The following is a 16608-nucleotide window of genomic DNA, read 5'->3' as shown; positions in this document are numbered from 1 at the left end:
TGGGCGCAAAGGGCCTTAAAAGGTCAGCCGCACTGACCATTCCGCGTGCGGGACATCGCGGAGCTCGCCTGCGGGATCCACCGCCAACGTCAGCAACTGCACGACGATCCCGGCCAGGCGTCCGCGATGCGGGTCGACCGGTGGGATGGTTACGGCGAGTCGGGTGCCCGGCCGAAAGATGGTGCTCGTGGTGTTCGTCGGATCCTCATACACCTGCACCAGCCGCCAGGGCGCCCGGTAGATGGCATCGGGCACCGAGAGCTGAATCGGATAGCGCTCGCTGACCGGTAGCTCACCCTGGCTCTGCGGTGTCTCACAGTTTTCGAGGTTGAGCACGTTGCAGTAGAGGTAGGGCCCCACCCGGGTCAAGTGGCCGTGTGAGTACACGCTGATCTCCGGGCGGTGCGGACCGGAGCGGCCCACCAGCAGCCACGTGCCGACCCCGACGCCCACGCAGAGCAAAGCCATCAGGCAGCCCAGCAGCACGGCCATGCCGCGGTTGATTCCGGATTTCACTCGGCTACCGCCGCCGGCCTGCCGGCACCGCGCCGCGTGCCCTCCTGCTCGACCATGATGGGCCTATTACCTCCCAGGCCGGGAATCAGCGACTTGCCGCGGAAGCTGACGAGGGTCTGCGCCAGGCCCAGGATGAGCAGGGCCGTGACCGCGGTGAAGCCGACCCACAGGTCGGTGTACACCAGAACCCCCACCGCCCCGCCGAGCACCCAGGCCAATTGCAGCGTCGACTCCGAGCGCCCGAACCCCGACGCCCGGGATTCCTCGGGCAGATCGTTCTGCAACGAGGCGTCCAGGGAGGCCTTCGCGATCGCGCTGGCGCCCGAAGTCACCAGGGTGGCAATCGCGGCCAGCATCAGGTTGCCGGCGACCGAGGCGGCCAGCGCGACCGCGCTCACCGCCACCGTGCAGCGCACCACCAGCACGGCAGGCCTGCCCAGTTTCAGGCGCGCGCTGGTGAAGTTGCCGACGAAGTTGCCGATTCCGGCCGCGGCGCCGATCACCCCGAGTATGGCGATCTGGCCCCAACCGCTGGCGTCATGTGCCTTGGCGACGAATGCGGGATACAAGAACAGAAACCCCACCATGACCTTGATGGTGCAGTTACCCCACAGCGAGGTAATGATGTTGCGGCCCAAGGGCTGCCGAAGCGTGGCAGTGGCCTGTTTAGGGACCTTCCTGACTTCTTCGGACCAGCTTCGGCGCAGAGGTTCGCTGTCCTGGCGGTAGCTCAAGGTGGCGGGGACCTCACCGGCGGTCACCTCGACCCAGCGCGGAATCCGCATGGACAGCGACGCGCCGGCGATCGTGACCGCGACCACGACGAACAATGCCCCGGGCAGCTTGAACAGGTGGGTGCAGACGAATTCGACGCCCCCCGCGATGGCGCCGCCGGCGATGGTGCCGCCCAGCAGACCGAACATGGTCAGCCGCGAGTTGACCCGCACCAGGTCGATGGTCGGCGGCATCACCCTGGGTGTCACGGCGCTGCGCAGCACGCTGAACGACTTCGAGAACACCATCATGGCCAACGCGCACGGATACAACACCATCGACGGGTAGCTCCCGCTGGCGCCGTCGTAGTTCATGATCAGCACCAACGCCAATGCCGTGCGAAGGGCGAACGACGCGGCGAGCGCGACGCGGCGGCCGTGCTGCAGCCGGTCCAGGGCCGGACCGATGAGGGGGGCGATCACCGCGAACGGCGCAATGGTGATCAACAGATACAGCGCGACCCGGCCCTTGCTCTCCCCGGTTGCCGCGGCGAAGAACAACGTGTTGGCCAGCGCGACGGCCATCGCGGCATCCACCGCGAAGTTGGCCACCGAGGGCCATGTCAGCGCCGTCAGGCCGGACTTGTCGGCGCCGTCGGCGGTCGCGGCGCGCTGAACCATCCAGTACATCCGGGAACCCATTTCGCGGCTGCGCAGCGCCGCGGCGCGGGTGACGGTGATCCGCTCGCCGGTGGTCGGACCACGAGACGGTGCGGCACCGCTGCGGTCCGGTTCCGGTGGCTGCCCCAGCGGGGGCAGATAGCGATTGGCGCTGGGTATCGGCGGGGGACGGCGCGTCCGGCGCTGGGCGCCGTCGCCGGCAGGGTAGTTGGCCGCACCCGGATGTTGTGCGGCAACGCCATTGGAGGCCCGGCGGCCCGGCTTGGAGGCCACCCGGCCGGGATCGTCTTGCCGCCGTCCAGACACTCCCCGATTCTCCCCTATGCCGACGACATGCGTCTGCAGGTAACGGGGTGTGGCTCTTCAACCTAGTATTGGAACCGCAATGCAGACAGAAGACAGCGTGACCAGACCCATCGAGGAATCCTCCGTGGCGACCGTGGGCGAGTGGCCCGAAGGGTTGGCGGCGGTGCTCAGCGGTGCCACGGACCAGGCCAGGGCCGCCGTTGTGGAGTTCAGCGGCCCGGACACGCTCGGCGACTATCTGGGCGTCAGCTACGAAGATCCGAACACCGCCACCCACCGGTTCCTGGCGCATCTACCCGGTTACCAGGGGTGGCAGTGGGCCGTGGTTGTGGCCGCCTATCCCGGCGCCGATCACGCGACCGTCAGCGAAGTGGTGTTGGTTCCGGGACCGACGGCGCTGCTGGCGCCGGAATGGGTGCCGTGGGAGCAGCGGGTGCGGCCCGGGGACCTCAGCCCCGGGGACTTGCTGGCCCCCGCGGCCGACGATCCTCGGCTGGTTCCGGGCTACACCTCCAGCGGTGACCCGCAGGTCGACGAGACCGCCGCCGAGATCGGGCTGGGCCGGCGCTGGGTGATGAGCGGCGAGGGCCGCGCGGAGGCGGCCGAACGCTGGCACACCGGCGATTACGGCCCCGACTCGCCGATGGCCCGATCCACCAAGCGCGTGTGTCGGGACTGCGGCTTCTTCCTACCGCTGTCGGGATCTCTCGGCGCCATGTTCGGCGTGTGCGGCAATGAGCTGTCGGCCGACGGGCACATCGTCGACAAGCTGTACGGCTGCGGTGCGCACTCGGACACTCCTGCCCCGGCGGGCACCGGGTCGCCCGCGTACGACCCCTACGACGACGGCCTGCTGGACGTCACCCAGGCGCCCGTCGAGCCGACCGCGCCACCCGCGCCGTCGGAGACGTCGGAGACGTCAGATGCCCAGCCGGAGCCCGAGGCCGAGGCGCCGGAGTCCGAGCAGCCGTCCCCGCCCGAGCCTGCGACCGAGACGCCGAACTAGCCCCTTGTGGCGTCTTCTGCGGCGGCCTTGATGCGCGCCAACGAGGCGTTCATGCCGTCGACCAATTCGCTTTCGAAGTTGTCGGTCCCGCCGAAGAGCGCTTTGACCGACAGGTTCGACAGCGCGGTGACGCCGTTCTCGGCGTGGCGGCTCTCGATCAGCCGGGTGCCCTCCCCGGTGGACTCGAGCTCGTAGCTCCAAACGGTCTTATTGGCGTCGACCCGGAACGCGAGCTTTCGGTCCGGGACGACCTCGACCACCGTGCAGGTGGTCGGCCAGAACATTCGGTTGCGGCGGTTGAGGTTGAGGGTGCGGGTGCCCTGACGCACCGGGCCGAACGGCTTCATCCAACGGCACTGCGGACTCCACTCCGGCATTCGCCGAAGATCGGAAATCAATTCCCACACTTTGGCAACCGGTGCGTTGATGTCGACGTGCGCTTGCAACAGCGGGGCTGCCATGGGTCCTCCAACGGGTCGGGCGGATTACTTCTGTTCCAGATAATTTTCGAGTCCGGCCTGGGCGCCGCGTGCACCGCGCCGGGCCGCCGCACGTTGCAGCAAGAAAATGGTCGTGCCGAGCACTCCCACGCCCAGCCCGGCCAGCGTCAGCGGGCGCCAGCTGTGCAGGGCGGGCACCAGGAACGCGGCGGCCGCCGCGGCGAGCCAACCCAGCGCTCCGAGCGCGATGAACGGCCACGCGTGCACCAGTACCGCCGGCAACGGCGGCGCCGTGCGGGTCTGGCCAGGTTCGGCGGACATCGTGATTAACATAGCCCGCCGCCGGCGCCCCCCGGTGGCCCACCCGCGTGCCGAATGGATGATCGAAAATCCCCGAGCCGTGCGGGATCAGCGCACAGCTAAGCGTTTCGATGAAATTCCGCGCGTTTCGGTGGAAAGAATCAACACCCGGTTGGTGTCCCGGTTTCTCAGGCTTCCGTGTAACCTCGCGCCATGCCTGACAGCGATGCGCGGCTGGCCAGCGACCTGTCACTGGCTGTTATGCGGCTGGCCCGCCAACTGCGATTCCGCAACCCGTCGTCGCCGGTGTCGTTGTCGCAGCTGTCCGCGCTGGCGATGCTGGCCAACGAAGGCCCGATGACGCCCGGCGCCCTGGCGATTCGCGAACGGGTTCGCCCACCGTCGATGACCCGGGTGATCGCTTCGCTGGCCGAGATGGGTCTGGTGGACCGCGCGCCGCACCCCGTCGACGGCCGACAGGTGCTCGTGTCCGTGTCCGAGTCCGGGGCGGAGTTGGTCAAGGCCAACCGTCGCGCCCGTCAGGAATGGCTGGCCAAGCGGCTGTCGACGCTGGACAGCGAACAACGCGACATCCTGCGCAGCGCGGCCGATCTGATGTTGACGTTGGTCGACGAAAGCCCGTGAACGTCGGCGCCGATGCCGGCAATGTCGCGGACGTTGACGACCCCGACGACCCGAGGCTCGACGATTTCCGCGACCTGAACAGTGTCGATCGCCGCCCCGACCTGCCGTCCGGCAAGGGACTGGTGATTGCCGAAGGTGTGCTGGTGGTGCAGCGGATGCTCGCGTCACGGTTCCGCCCGCATGCCCTGCTGGGCACCGACCGTCGGCTCGCCGAACTCAAAGACGACCTGGCCGGCAGCGCCGTGCCGTTCTACCGGACGTCCGCCGACATCATGGCGCGCGTGGTCGGCTTTCACCTCAATCGCGGCGTGCTGGCGGCGGCCCGGCGGGTGCCAGAACCCAGCGTGGCCGACGTGATCGCCGGCGCCCGCACCGTCGCGGTGCTCGAAGGGGTCAACGATCACGAGAACCTGGGCTCGATTTTCCGCAACGCGGCGGGGCTCGGAGTCGATGCGGTGATATTCGGCAGCGGGTGTGCCGACCCGCTGTACCGCCGCGCCGTCCGGGTGTCGATGGGTCACGCGCTGCTGGTGCCGTATGCGCGCGCAACCTGTTGGCCCGCCGAGCTCGTGACGTTGAAGGAAAACGGATTTCGGATTCTGGCGATGACCCCGCATGACACGGCGTGCCCCCTGCCGGAGGCGATGACGGCCGCGCGCGACGAACGCGTCGCGGTGCTGGTGGGCGCCGAGGGGCCGGGGCTGACGCCGGCCACCTTGCGGTTGAGCGATGTGCGGGCGCGCATCCCGATGTCGCGGGGCACCGACTCGCTCAACGTCGCGACCGCGGCCGCGTTGGCGTTCTACGAGCGCGCCCGGCTGGGAGACGTGGTGGGCCACGCGACGGCGAAAGGCGGAGATGAACTATCAGGCTAGGCTTCGGCTGTTGAAAGACGAGTCCGTGCCCTGGGCAACGGGTTTGACGGTGACCGCGTTTGTCGCGGCGATCACCGCGGTGGCGATCGTGGTGCTCAGCCTTGGGCTGGTTCGCGTGCACCCGCTGCTGGCCGTCGGGCTGAACATCGTGGCCGCCGGGGGACTGGCGCCGACCCTGTGGGGGTGGCGGCGCACGCCGGTTCTGCGCTGGTTCGTGCTGGGCGCCGGAGTCGGCGTGACGGGTGCGTGGGTGGCGCTACTGGCGCTGGCGGCCGCGGGCCGCGCTTAGCGGATCGCCACCATCGGCTCTAGCGCTGGCCGCCCGAGCGCACCCCGAGCAACACGTCTTCCCACGCCGGGATGACCGGCTTGCCCCGACGGGTGTGCACGGGCTTTTCGTCTGGCTCCGGGACCGGCGCTTCGGCGACGGGCGGCTTCGCGGGCTCGTCGAAGTCGACGTGGGCCACCCGCGCCACCGGTCGCAGCGGCCGGTCGAAGCTCGGATCGATCAACGCGCTGGCCGCGTCGTCGATGGCGGTGACCGTTCCGCCGTGAGCGCCGGGGCTGAAGCAGAAATGCGCGAGGTTGTCGGAGCGGCCGACCTTCCACGCGAGCTGCACCGTCCAGCGGTTGTCTTCGTTGCGCCACGCGTCCCAGCTGAGCTTGTCGTGCTCGAGGCCCCGGGTCACCAAGGCGGCGCTGACGGTCTCCAGCAGGGTCAGCACGGCGGGACCGTCGGCCAGCATGGGGTGCGCGGCGGTTGCCAGCTCCGCGGCGCGGAACCGTTCCAGCAGCACCGGGTGAGCAAAGCGACGGATCCGCGACACGTCCGAGCCCGACGCCGCGGCGACCTGCTCGACGGATGCACCGGCGCGGATCTTGGCCTGAATTTCTTTGGGGCTGAGCATGTTGGTGACTTCAATCTCGAGATGCGGTTGCTCAGGGTACTGGGGTGCATCACGCAGAACGGCTCGCAGGCGGTCGTTGGCCGCCAGCTTGAACTGCTCCGCGGGATCGTCGCTCTCGCAGATGACATATTTGCTGTCGGCATCGAGCCCAACCACTTTGAGTTCCCGCATGGTTTTCTCCTCGCAGGCTCCGTGCAGGTCAGCGACGGACCCGTCACGGCGCACTTTAGTCCAGCGACCGCCCATCATCTGTGCTGACACGCTGGGCGGTTGCGCGCCAGTCGTCCGGTTCCTCGGCTGCCCGTGCAGGGCGGGCTCTAAAGCCGCTCGACGACCCAGTCGACGCATTGGGTGAGGGCGCTGACGTCGTCGGGATCCACCGCCGGGAACATCCCGACCCGCAGCTGGTTGCGACCGAGTTTGCGATACGGCTCGGTGTCGACGATGCCGTTTGCCCGCAGGATCTTCGCCACGGCCGCAGCATCGACGCCGTCGGCGAAGTCGATGGTGCCCACCACCTGCGAGCGCAGCGTCGGGTCGGCGACGAACGGTGTGGTGTAGGGCCGGTCTTCGGCCCACGAGTACAGGCGTCCCGAGGAGTCCGCCGTGCGCTTGACGGCCCAGTCCAGCCCGCCGTTGTCCAGCATCCAGTCGACCTGCTCGGCCATCAGCGCCAGCGTGCCGACCGCCGGGGTGTTGTAGGTCTGGTCCTTCAGGCTGTTCTCCACCGCGATGGGCAGTGACAAGAAGTCGGGGACCCAGCGGCCGGATGCGGCGACGGACTCGACGCGGGTTAGCGCGGCGGGGCTCATGACGGCCAGCCACAGGCCGCCGTCGCTGGCGAAATTCTTCTGCGGCGAGAAGTAGTAGGCATCGGCCTCGGTGATGTCGACCGGCAGGCCGCCCGCGCCGGACGTCGCGTCGATGACGACCAATGCGTCACCGGAATCGGCGGGGCGGCGCACGGGCACCGCGACCCCGGTCGACGTCTCGTTGTGCGCCCAGGCGATCACGTCCACCGAGGGGTCGCTCTGCGGCTCGGGTGCGCTGCCCGCGTCCGACTTGATGACGACGGGATCGCCGACGAAGGGGTTCTTGGCGACCGCGGAGGCGAACTTCGAGCTGAATTCGCCGAAGGAGAGGTGCAGCGAGCGCTTGTCGATCAAACCGAAAGCCGCGGCATCCCAGAACGCCGTCGCGCCCCCGTTGCCCAGGATGACCTCGTAGCCGTCCGGCACCGAGAACAGCTGGGCGAGCCCCGTCCGGAGCCGGCCCACCAGATTCTTGACCGGTGCCTGCCGGTGCGAGGTTCCGAACAGCGGCGCCGCGGTCGTGGTCAACGCCTGCAGTTGTTCGGGCCGGACCTTGGACGGGCCGCACCCGAAGCGGCCGTCGCGGGGTTTGATGTCAGCGGGGATCTCGAGCTGGTCAGCCATGCTCACAGGGTAGTGAGCCGGCCTGCCGGGGCGACGCGGCGGGCCGACTGCGGGCACCCACCGACCGGACAAAAGGCCTGCTTGGGCCGCTTTAGCGTTTCGTCCGCTGTGATCCAGGGCATACGAAATCGATGACCACTGGTCAGGTCACAGTGCTTCGGAGGGGTCTAGGAAATATGCGGTACCTCCGGTACTGTCTGGACATAGCACGTCCAAATGTAAACCTCGTTGAGGAGGCCTAGATATGGCTAGGACGCGATTGGTCCGGCGTTGGCGCCGCAACATGGAAGTGCGCGACGACGCTGAATACGTCAACATGCTTGCCACACTGTCCGAGGGGTCGGTGCGGCGTAACTTCAACCCATACACCGACATCGATTGGGACTCACCGGAATTCGCTGTCACCGACAACGACCCCCGGTGGATTCTGCCGACCACGGACCCGCTGGGCCGCCATCCCTGGTATCTGGCGCAGTCAGAAGAGCGCCAGATCAAGATCGGTATGTGGCGGCAGGCCAACGTGGCCAAGGTCGGCCTGCACTTTGAATCGATCCTGATCCGCGGGCTGATGAACTACACGTTCTGGGTGCCCAACGGCTCGCCGGAATACCGGTACTGCCTGCACGAGTCGGTCGAAGAGTGCAACCACACGATGATGTTCCAGGAGATGGTCAACCGGATCGGCGCCGACGTGCCGGGTATGCCGCGGATGCTCAAATGGCTTTCGCCGTTGGTCCCGCTGGTGGCGGGGCCGCTGCCGGTGGCGTTCTTCATCGGCGTGCTGGCCGGCGAGGAGCCGATCGACCACACGCAGAAAAATGTTCTGCGCGAAGGCAAGTCGCTGCACCCCGTCATGGAACGGGTGATGGCGATTCACGTCGCCGAGGAAGCGCGGCACATCTCGTTCGCCCATGAGTTCCTCCGCAGGCGGTTGCCGGAATTGACCAAGAGGCAGCGGTTTTGGACCGCACTGTATTTCCCGCTGACCATGAAGATGCTGTGCCGGGCAATTGTGGTGCCGCCCAAGGCGTTCTGGCGCGAGTTCGACATCCCGCGCGAGGTCAAGAAGGAGCTGTTCTTCCGTTCGCCGGAATCGCGTAAGTGGTTGAGCGACATGTTCGGTGACGTGCGGATGCTGGCTCACGACACCGGTCTGATGGAGACGCGTTCCGCGCGGCTGATGTGGCGGCTGTGCAAGATCAACGGCAAGCCGTCGCGCTACCGCAGCGAACCGCAACGCCAGCACCTGGCCGCGGTGCCGGCTGCGTAACGGGTCCGGTTTGTAGGTTTCATGCCGCACGTTATTACCCAGTCGTGTTGCAACGACGGGTCCTGTGTTTTCGCGTGTCCGGTGAATTGCATTCACCCCACACCGGACGAGCCCGGCTTCGCCACCTCGGAGATGCTCTACATCGATCCGGTGGCCTGCGTGGACTGCGGTGCCTGCGTGAGCGCGTGCCCCGTCGATGCCATCGCACCCGACACGCGGTTGGATACCAAGCAGCTGCCCTTCGTCGAGGTCAACGCGTCGTTCTACCCGAAACGGCCCGAGGGCGAGAAGTTGCCGCCGACGTCGAAGCTGGCCCCGGTCATCCCGGCCGCCGAAGTGCATCCCCGCCGCCGGCCGCTGACCGTGGCCATCGTCGGATCGGGTCCGGCGGCGATGTATGCCGCGGATGAACTACTCACCCAGCATGGCGTGTGCGTCAACGTTTTCGAGAAGCTGCCCACCCCGTATGGGCTGGTCCGCGCCGGGGTGGCGCCCGATCACCAGAACACCAAGAACGTCACCCGGCTCTTCGACCGGGTCGCCGGCCATGACCGCTTCCGGTTCTACCTCAATGTCGAGATCGGCAATCATCTCAGCCACGAAGAGCTGTTGGCTCACCATCACGCCGTGCTGTACGCCGTCGGTGCGCCCGATGACCGCCGCCTAAACATCGAGGGCATGGGTCTGGCCGGCACCGGGACCGCGACCGAATTGGTGGCGTGGATCAACGGGCATCCCGACTTCACCGATCTGCCAGTCGATCTCAGCCACGAGCGGGTGGTGATCATCGGCAACGGAAACGTCGCCCTCGATGTCGCTCGGGTACTCACCTCGGACCCCGAGGACCTGGCTCGCACCGACATTGCCGACCACGCACTGGCGGCGTTCCGCGCCTCGGCGGTGCGCGAGGTGGTGGTCGCCGCCCGGCGCGGCCCCGCCCAGTCGGCGTTCACGCTGCCCGAGCTGATCGGGCTCACCGGCAGCTCCGAGGTCGTGCTCAGTGCGGCCGACCACGAGCTGGTCGCGGTCGACCTCGCGGAGGCGCCGGATGCCCTGACGAAAAACAAGCTGGAAGTCTTGAGCACGCTCGGCGACGCGTCAGCGCCGCCATCGCGCCCGCGGATCAGGCTGGCGTATCGGCTCACCCCGAATCGCGTTCTGGGGGAGCAGCGCGCCACCGGCGTGGAGTTCTCGGTCACCGGCACCTCGCCAACGACGACGGCGGTGCGCGCGCTGGACGCCGGTCTGGTGCTGACGTCGATCGGCTACCGCGGCAAGCCAATTCGTGGTCTTCCCCACGACGAATCGTCGGCCGTCGTGCCCAACGACGGGGGGCGTGTCGTCGACCCCGCCTCCGGCGCGCCGGTGCCCGGCGCATACGTCGCGGGCTGGATAAAGCGGGGGCCGAGCGGGTTCATCGGGACCAACAAGTCCTGCTCGTTGCAGACCGTGCAGGCCCTGGTCGCCGATTTCAACGCCGGCAGGCTGACTGATCCGGTGGCCAAGCCCGAGGCGCTGACAACCCTGGTGCACACCCGCCAGCCCGACGCCATCGATGCGGCGGGATGGCGTGCCATCGACGCCGCCGAGATCGCGCGCGGCAGCGGTGACGGCCGGCCCCGCAACAAGTTCACCGACGTCGCCGCCATGCTCGCGGCCGCAGCAACCGCCGAGCCGGTGCCGCCGCCGCGACGCCGGCTGCTGAACAGGCTGCTCGGCTAACCGGCTCCCTGCCCGGACATCGCCGCCGTGATCTCTTCCATGCTGACCTCGCGGACCGGCTGTCCCAGTGACCAGTGGTGTCCGAACGGGTCGGCGACCACGCCGTAGCGGTCGCCCCAGAACTGGTCCTCCAGCGGGGCCACCACGGTGGCACCGGCATCCAGTGCCCGCTGGAAGCTGGCGTCGACGTCGGTGACGGTGAGGTGGATCGTCACCGGGGTGCCACCCAACGATGTCGGTGTCATCGACTTGCCGCCACACATCTCCGGGAAGTCGTCGTTGAGCATCACCGTGGAGCCGTTGATGCGCACCGCGGCGTGCACCAGTTTGCCGTCGGGACGCGGCACACGTCCGATTTCCTGGGCCCCAAAAGCCTTGACGTAGAAGTCGATTGCCGCGACGGCATCGCCGACCACGAGGTGCGGGGACAGTGCGGGTTCGATGTTGATCGCCATGCTGGTTCTCCTTGCTGTCGGTTCCGTCGCCTGCCCACGGCGAGCAGGGCTCACGACTTATGACTGCGTCGGCGACGCAAACTCATCGCGACAGCGACCATTAAATCGCCGGGTACCGACAACCGGGGAGGCCTCAGGCGTTGGTGAGGCTGCGGTCCCACCCCTCGACGGATTCCGGGCTGCGGGGGCTCGGGCCCACGTAGATGGCCGACGGCCGGACCAGCTTGCCCAGCCGCTTCTGCTCGAGAATGTGGGCGCACCACCCCGCGGTGCGTCCACAGGTGAACATCGCCGGCATCATGTTGGCCGGTACCCGGGCGAAGTCCAGCATCACCGCGGCCCAGAACTCGACGTTGGTCTCGATCGCCCGGTCCGGGCGGCGCTCGCGCAGCTCGGCCAGGGCGGCCTGCTCCAGCGCGACGGCAACCTCGTGGCGGGGCGCGCCCAGCCGCTCGGCAGTGGCGCGCAGCACCCGCGCCCGCGGGTCCTCCGCGCGGTACACGCGGTGGCCGAATCCCATCAGCTTGTCGCCGCTGTCCAAGATCTTCTTGACCAGGCCACGCGCGTCGCCGGTGCGCTCGACCTCTTCGATCATCGGCAGCACCCGCGCCGGCGCTCCGCCGTGCAGCGGGCCGCTCATCGCGCCGATCGCCCCGGAGAGCGCCGCCGCCACGTCGGCGCCGGTGGAGGCGATGACGCGCGCCGTGAACGTCGAGGCGTTCATGCCGTGCTCTGCGGCCGAAACCCAGTAGGCGTCAATCGCTTCGACGTGCCGCGGGTCCGGCTCACCTTGCCAGCGCGTCATGAAACGGGCAGTGACCGTTTCGCATTCATCGATTACCCGCTGCGGCACCGCGGGCTGATAGATACCGCGCGCGGACTGCGCGACGTAGGACAGGGCCATCACCGATGCCCGAGCCAGCTGGTTGCGGGCGGTGGCGTCATCGGTGTCCAGCAGCGGCTTGTAGCCCCAGATCGGGGCCAGCATCGCCAGACCAGCCTGCACGTCGACGCGGACGTCGCCGGTGTGGATGGGCAGCGGGAAAGGCTCGGCGGGCGGCAACCCGTGGCCGAACTTCCCGTCGACCAGGAGCGCCCACACGTCGCCGAAGGTGACCTGTTGACCCACCAGGTCTTCGATATCGACACCGCGGTAGCGCAACGCGCCGCCGTCTTTATCCGGTTCGGCAATTTCGGTGGTGAAGGCGACTACGCCTTCGAGGCCGGGGACAAAGTCTTCGGGGACCACAGTCATGCCGAAAATTCTCGCACTCCGTGGTCGGGCCGACGCTACCGGCCGGTAGCGAGCGCCGGTAGCGTTGGCGCGATGGCGGGACGAGACCCCGAGCCAGGAAAAGAGCACCTGCAAAGAATGCGCGCGGAATACGGATCGGTGGAAAAGGACGGGAGTCCAGATCTCGACGCGGGCTGGCTCGACGACGGTTGGGTTTCGTTGTTGCGCAGATGGATCGATGACGCCGAGCGCTCGGGTGTCGCCGAGCCCAACGCGATGGTGCTGGCCACGGTCACCGCCGACGGCCATCCGGTGAGCCGATCGGTGTTGTGCAAAAGCGTCGACGAGACCGGAATCACCTTTTTCACCAACTATGACTCAGCCAAGGGTGACGACCTGGCCGTGACGCCGTACGCGTCGGCGACGTTTCCCTGGTACCGGCTCGGCCGCCAGGTCCACGTCCGCGGCCCGGTGAGCAAGGTCACGGCGCAGGCCATCGAGGACTACTGGTCCAAACGGCCGCGCGGGTCACAGCTGGGCGCCTGGGCATCGCACCAGTCGCAGCCGATCGCCTCGCGAGCGGCCCTGCTCGACCAGCTGGCGGCGGTGAGCGCGCGCTTCGCCGATCGCGAGCAGGTTCCGGTGCCGCCGGGCTGGGGTGGCTATCTCATCGCGCCGGAGGTTGTCGAGTTTTGGCAGGGACGGGAAAACCGGTTGCACAACCGCATCCGGGTCAGCGGCGATCACGTCGAGCGACTTCAGCCGTAGTGCGCTGCGCAGGTGTGCGCGGAGCGATTCGTACTCACAACGCGCGCAAGGCTCACCCCACCGATTGGTGGCGTGACCAGCGGACTCGACCCCGCGCAGGCGCCTCGTCGCCATAACGACTACCTTCAGCAGTAAGCATCCAAGTCAGGGCAGCGATATCAGCCAGAGCGCAAAGGGGTTCTCGTGGCCGACACCGACGACACCGCCACTCTGAAGTACCCGGGCGGTGAGACCGACCTGGAAATCGTCAGCGCCACCGAAGGCGCTGACGGCTTCGCGCTGGGCTCGCTGTTGTCCAAGACCGGCTACACCATGTTCGACAACGGCTTCGTCAACACCGCGGCGTGCAAGAGCGCCATCACCTACATCGACGGCGACGCCGGAATCCTGCGTTACCGCGGCTACCCGATCGAGCAACTGGCCGAGAAGTCGACTTTCATCGAGGTGAGCTACCTCTTGATCTACGGTGAGCTGCCCAGCAAGGAGCAGCTGGCCGAGTTCACCAAGCGGATTCAGTTGCACACGATGCTGCACGAGGACCTGAAGCGGTTTTTCGACGGTTTTCCGCGCAACGCCCACCCGATGCCGGTGTTGTCCAGCGCGGTCAACGCGCTCTCGGCCTACTACCCGGACTCCCTGGATCCGACGGACACCCGGCAGGTCGAGCTGTCCACGATCCGGCTGTTGGCCAAGCTGCCTACCATCGCCGCCTACGCATACAAGAAGTCGGTCGGTCAGCCGTTCCTCTACCCGGACAACTCGCTGACCCTGGTGGAGAACTTCCTGCGCATGACGTTCGGGCTGCCCGCGGAGCCCTACCAGGCGGACCCCGAGATCATCCGGGCGCTCGACATGCTGCTCATCCTGCACGCCGATCACGAACAGAACTGCTCGACCTCGACGGTGCGGCTGGTGGGGTCGTCACAAGCCAATCTGTTCACCTCCGTCTCCGGTGGCATCAACGCGCTGTGGGGGCCGCTGCACGGCGGCGCGAACCAGGCGGTCCTCGAGATGCTCGAGCAGATCCGCGAAAGCGACGACAACGTCGGTGAATTCGTCCGCAAGGTGAAGAACCGCGAGGCCGGCGTCAAGCTGATGGGCTTCGGCCACCGCGTCTACAAGAACTACGACCCACGGGCCCGCATCGTCAAGGAACAGGCCGACAAGATTCTGGCCAAGCTCGGCGGCGACGACGACCTGCTCAGCATCGCCAAGGAGCTCGAAGAGGCGGCGCTGACCGACGACTACTTCATCGAGCGCAAGCTGTACCCCAACGTCGACTTCTACACCGGCCTGATTTACCGCGCCCTCGGGTTCCCGACCCGGATGTTCACCGTGTTGTTTGCGTTGGGCCGGATGCCCGGTTGGATCGCGCACTGGCGTGAGATGCATGACGAGGGCGACAGCAAGATCGGCCGTCCGCGCCAGATCTACACCGGCTACACCGAACGCGACTACGCGACGATCGACGCGCGGTAGCTTAGCCCGACGCGAGCACCGCCATCGCGGCGTTGTGCCCGCCGATGCCCGACACCGCCCCGCCCCGGCGAGCACCTGAGCCGCACAACATGATTCGTTCATGAGCGGTGGCCACGCCCCATCGCCGCGCCGGGGTGTCCAACGGATCGTCATCGTCGGCGAACGGCCAGCACAAACCTCCGTGGAAAATGTTTCCCGCGGTCATACCCAGTGTGCGGTGCAAGTCCAGCGTGGTCGTCGTCTCGATGCAGGGCCGGCCGTGCGCGTCGCTCATCAGCACGTCCTGAATCGGTTCGGCTAGAACGGAATTCAACGACTCCAGCACGGCGTCGGTCAGTCGGTCGCGCAGGGCTCCGGAGTAGCTGCCGTCGAAAAGCGAGTGCGGGGTGTGCACGCCGAACACCGTCATCGTGTGGGCGCCCGAGTCTCGTAGGTCGGCCGACAGGATGCTCGGGTCGGCCAGCGAGTGGCAATAGGCCTCGCAGGGCAACGGATTCGGAATCTGCCCGGCCGCCGCGCTCGCATACGCCGCGTCCAGCTGGGTCCAGGTTTCGTTGGTATGGAAGGTCCCGGCGAATGCGTGCTCGGGTTTCACACTCTGGTCGTGCAGCCGGGGCAGCCGCCGCAACACCATGTTGACCTTGACCTGCGCGCCCTGGGCCGGGGTCGCCGGTCGTTCGCCGAGGAGGCGGGCCAGGACCGTCGGTGTGACGCCGGAGAGAATGAACCGGGCCTGGGCCCGGTGCTCTTGCCCGCCAATGCGATAGCGCACGTCGCCGCTCGGGTCGACGGCGTAAACCTCGGCGCCGGTGAGTATTTCGGCGCCATGGCCGGCGGCCGCCGTAGCCAGGGCGGTGGTCAGCGCGCCCATCCCGCCGATCGGGACGTCCCAGTCGCCGGTAGCACCGCCGAGCACGTGATACAAGAAGCAGACGTTCTGGGTCAACGACGGGTCGTCGAGGCGGGCGAACGTGCCGATGAGCGCGTCGGTGGCGATCACCCCGCGCACCAGGTCGTTGCCCACCGCCGCGGCGATGTCCCCGCCGATCGGTTCCTCGATCATGGCCCGCCATGCGGCGGCCGCGCGGTGATCGCCACGCGCCACGACGTGGCGGCGGGCCTCCTCGCGGCTGCGCAGCGGCTCGAGCAGCGTCGGCCACAGCCGTTCGGTCACCAGCCGGCAGCGTTGGTAGAACGCGGCGAAGCCGCGCGCATCGTCGGCGGCGCCGACGGTGGCGAAGGTCGCGCCGTCCGGCCCGATCAGCAGCCCACTGCGGCCACCGGTGGCGGGGTCGGGCGTGTACGACGAAAACGGCCGCCGGGCCAGCCGCACACGCGCGCCCAGGTCGTCGACGATGCGGGGCGGCAGCAAGCTGACCAGGTATGAGTAGCGCGATATTCGGACCCCGACACCGTCGAAGGCTTGCGCCGAGACGGCCGCCCCGCCGACCTGTTCCAGCCGTTCGAGCAGGCGCACCCGCAGTCCCGCCCGGGCCAGGTAGCCCGCCGCGACGAGGCCGTTGTGTCCGCCGCCCAGGACTACGACGTCGAAGGCGTCTGCCGCATGGTCGCTCAGCTCAGGTAGCCCTCGACCTCGTCGGGCGGGCGCACCTCCGCGTCGTGCGGGTCACCGCCGCTCTCGCGGAGCGCCCGGCGCTGCCGCAGCAGGTCCCAGCACTGGTCGAGTTCGATCTCCATGCGCCGAAGGCGATCATGTTCCTCCGACGTGTCGATGTCGCCGCGCTGCAGCTGGGCCCGCAGCTCCTTTTCCTCGGCGACCAGCTCGCGGATGTGTGCCAGGGTGTCGTTGTCGGTCGGTTTGCTGCCGTTGGCCATCGCTCCAGTCTGCCCGAC

Annotated in this window: 18 protein-coding genes; 8 read left to right on the top strand and 10 right to left on the bottom strand. The window is 67.9% G+C overall.

The features are described 5' to 3' along the window. Window positions 1-15: 15 nt before the first annotated feature. Both Q0W90_RS16615 and Q0W90_RS16610 read right to left on the bottom strand, forming a co-directional pair. Window positions 16-492: a DUF2771 domain-containing protein gene (locus Q0W90_RS16615; protein ID WP_297775287.1), complete on the bottom strand. Its 477-nt coding sequence runs from the start codon at window positions 490-492 to the stop codon at window positions 16-18. Window positions 493-512: 20 nt separating this feature from the next. Continuing rightward, window positions 513-2183 (bottom strand): MFS transporter, encoded by a 1671-nt coding sequence (locus Q0W90_RS16610; protein WP_297600035.1) that lies wholly within the window; start codon window positions 2181-2183, stop codon window positions 513-515. Window positions 2184-2313: 130 nt separating this feature from the next. Here Q0W90_RS16610 and Q0W90_RS16605 point away from each other — a divergent pair, with 130 nt between their 5' ends. After that, complete coding sequence (locus Q0W90_RS16605; protein ID WP_297775285.1) at window positions 2314-3222, top strand: DUF3027 domain-containing protein; 909 nt, start codon at window positions 2314-2316, stop codon at window positions 3220-3222. Here the strand turns inward: Q0W90_RS16605 and Q0W90_RS16600 are convergent. Together Q0W90_RS16600 and Q0W90_RS16595 are read right to left on the bottom strand one after the other, a co-directional pair. After that, on the bottom strand, window positions 3219-3683 hold the full coding sequence (locus tag Q0W90_RS16600) for an SRPBCC family protein (RefSeq protein WP_297600019.1): 465 nt from the start codon (window positions 3681-3683) through the stop codon (window positions 3219-3221). The two genes, Q0W90_RS16605 and Q0W90_RS16600, sit on opposite strands and share 4 nt — an antisense overlap. Before the next feature lie 24 nt (window positions 3684-3707). Further along, window positions 3708-3983 carry a DUF2530 domain-containing protein gene (locus Q0W90_RS16595; protein ID WP_297775279.1) on the bottom strand — a complete coding sequence of 92 codons (276 nt, stop codon included), beginning with the start codon at window positions 3981-3983 and terminating at the stop codon, window positions 3708-3710. Window positions 3984-4175: 192 nt separating this feature from the next. On the opposite strand from Q0W90_RS16595, the gene Q0W90_RS16590 reads away from it, so the two are divergent. Genes Q0W90_RS16590 through Q0W90_RS16580 form a run of 3 tightly spaced genes read left to right on the top strand, consistent with a single transcriptional unit; the run spans window position 4176 to window position 5771 of the window. Further along, window positions 4176-4607, top strand: a complete 432-nt coding sequence (locus tag Q0W90_RS16590) for a MarR family transcriptional regulator (protein WP_297600013.1) — start codon at window positions 4176-4178, stop codon at window positions 4605-4607. Next, on the top strand, window positions 4604-5482 hold the full coding sequence (locus tag Q0W90_RS16585; protein ID WP_297699845.1) for an RNA methyltransferase: 879 nt from the start codon (window positions 4604-4606) through the stop codon (window positions 5480-5482). Before Q0W90_RS16590 ends, Q0W90_RS16585 begins: the two co-directional genes overlap by 4 nt. Then, window positions 5466-5771 (top strand): DUF2537 domain-containing protein, encoded by a 306-nt coding sequence (locus Q0W90_RS16580; protein ID WP_297699843.1) that lies wholly within the window; start codon window positions 5466-5468, stop codon window positions 5769-5771. Before Q0W90_RS16585 ends, Q0W90_RS16580 begins: the two co-directional genes overlap by 17 nt. A 19-nt stretch (window positions 5772-5790) precedes the next feature. Here the strand turns inward: Q0W90_RS16580 and sepH are convergent, their stop codons facing one another. Beyond that, window positions 5791-6561 (bottom strand): septation protein SepH, encoded by a 771-nt coding sequence (gene sepH, locus Q0W90_RS16575; RefSeq protein ID WP_297600004.1) that lies wholly within the window; start codon window positions 6559-6561, stop codon window positions 5791-5793. 146 nt (window positions 6562-6707) lie between these two features. Next, window positions 6708-7826, bottom strand: coding sequence for a phosphoserine transaminase (serC, locus tag Q0W90_RS16570; protein ID WP_297775276.1), 1119 nt, complete (start codon window positions 7824-7826; stop codon window positions 6708-6710). 244 nt (window positions 7827-8070) lie between these two features. On the opposite strand from serC, the gene Q0W90_RS16565 reads away from it, so the two are divergent. Beyond that, window positions 8071-9096 (top strand): diiron oxygenase, encoded by a 1026-nt coding sequence (locus Q0W90_RS16565; protein WP_297775274.1) that lies wholly within the window; start codon window positions 8071-8073, stop codon window positions 9094-9096. 21 nt (window positions 9097-9117) lie between these two features. Next, entirely contained in the window at window positions 9118-10818 is a 1701-nt protein-coding gene (locus Q0W90_RS16560) for an FAD-dependent oxidoreductase (protein ID WP_297775273.1), read from the top strand. On the opposite strand, the gene Q0W90_RS16555 is transcribed toward Q0W90_RS16560, so the two are convergent. Together Q0W90_RS16555 and Q0W90_RS16550 are read right to left on the bottom strand one after the other, a co-directional pair. After that, on the bottom strand, window positions 10815-11273 hold the full coding sequence (locus Q0W90_RS16555) for a VOC family protein (protein WP_297699835.1): 459 nt from the start codon (window positions 11271-11273) through the stop codon (window positions 10815-10817). The two genes, Q0W90_RS16560 and Q0W90_RS16555, sit on opposite strands and share 4 nt — an antisense overlap. Before the next feature lie 133 nt (window positions 11274-11406). Further along, window positions 11407-12528: a citrate synthase 2 gene (locus Q0W90_RS16550; protein WP_297699834.1), complete on the bottom strand. Its 1122-nt coding sequence runs from the start codon at window positions 12526-12528 to the stop codon at window positions 11407-11409. Window positions 12529-12645: 117 nt separating this feature from the next. On the opposite strand from Q0W90_RS16550, the gene pdxH reads away from it, so the two are divergent. Both pdxH and Q0W90_RS16540 read left to right on the top strand, forming a co-directional pair. Then, window positions 12646-13275 carry a pyridoxamine 5'-phosphate oxidase gene (gene pdxH, locus Q0W90_RS16545; RefSeq protein WP_297775283.1) on the top strand — a complete coding sequence of 210 codons (630 nt, stop codon included), beginning with the start codon at window positions 12646-12648 and terminating at the stop codon, window positions 13273-13275. Window positions 13276-13458: 183 nt separating this feature from the next. Continuing rightward, window positions 13459-14754 carry a citrate synthase gene (locus tag Q0W90_RS16540; protein WP_297595713.1) on the top strand — a complete coding sequence of 432 codons (1296 nt, stop codon included), beginning with the start codon at window positions 13459-13461 and terminating at the stop codon, window positions 14752-14754. 1 nt (window position 14755) lies between these two features. On the opposite strand, the gene Q0W90_RS16535 is transcribed toward Q0W90_RS16540, so the two are convergent. Continuing rightward, window positions 14756-16330: an NAD(P)/FAD-dependent oxidoreductase gene (locus Q0W90_RS16535; RefSeq protein WP_297775281.1), complete on the bottom strand. Its 1575-nt coding sequence runs from the start codon at window positions 16328-16330 to the stop codon at window positions 14756-14758. After that, a complete protein-coding gene (locus tag Q0W90_RS16530; protein ID WP_297595714.1) occupies window positions 16327-16590 on the bottom strand; it encodes a DUF2630 family protein in 264 nt (87 codons plus the stop codon). The genes Q0W90_RS16535 and Q0W90_RS16530 overlap by 4 nt, the downstream gene beginning before the upstream one ends. Window positions 16591-16608: the final 18 nt, after the last annotated feature.

This window comes from Mycobacterium sp. (genome assembly GCF_025933915.1).
Classification (GTDB): domain Bacteria; phylum Actinomycetota; class Actinomycetes; order Mycobacteriales; family Mycobacteriaceae; genus Mycobacterium.
This window is presented reverse-complemented; position numbering and strand designations above follow the sequence as displayed.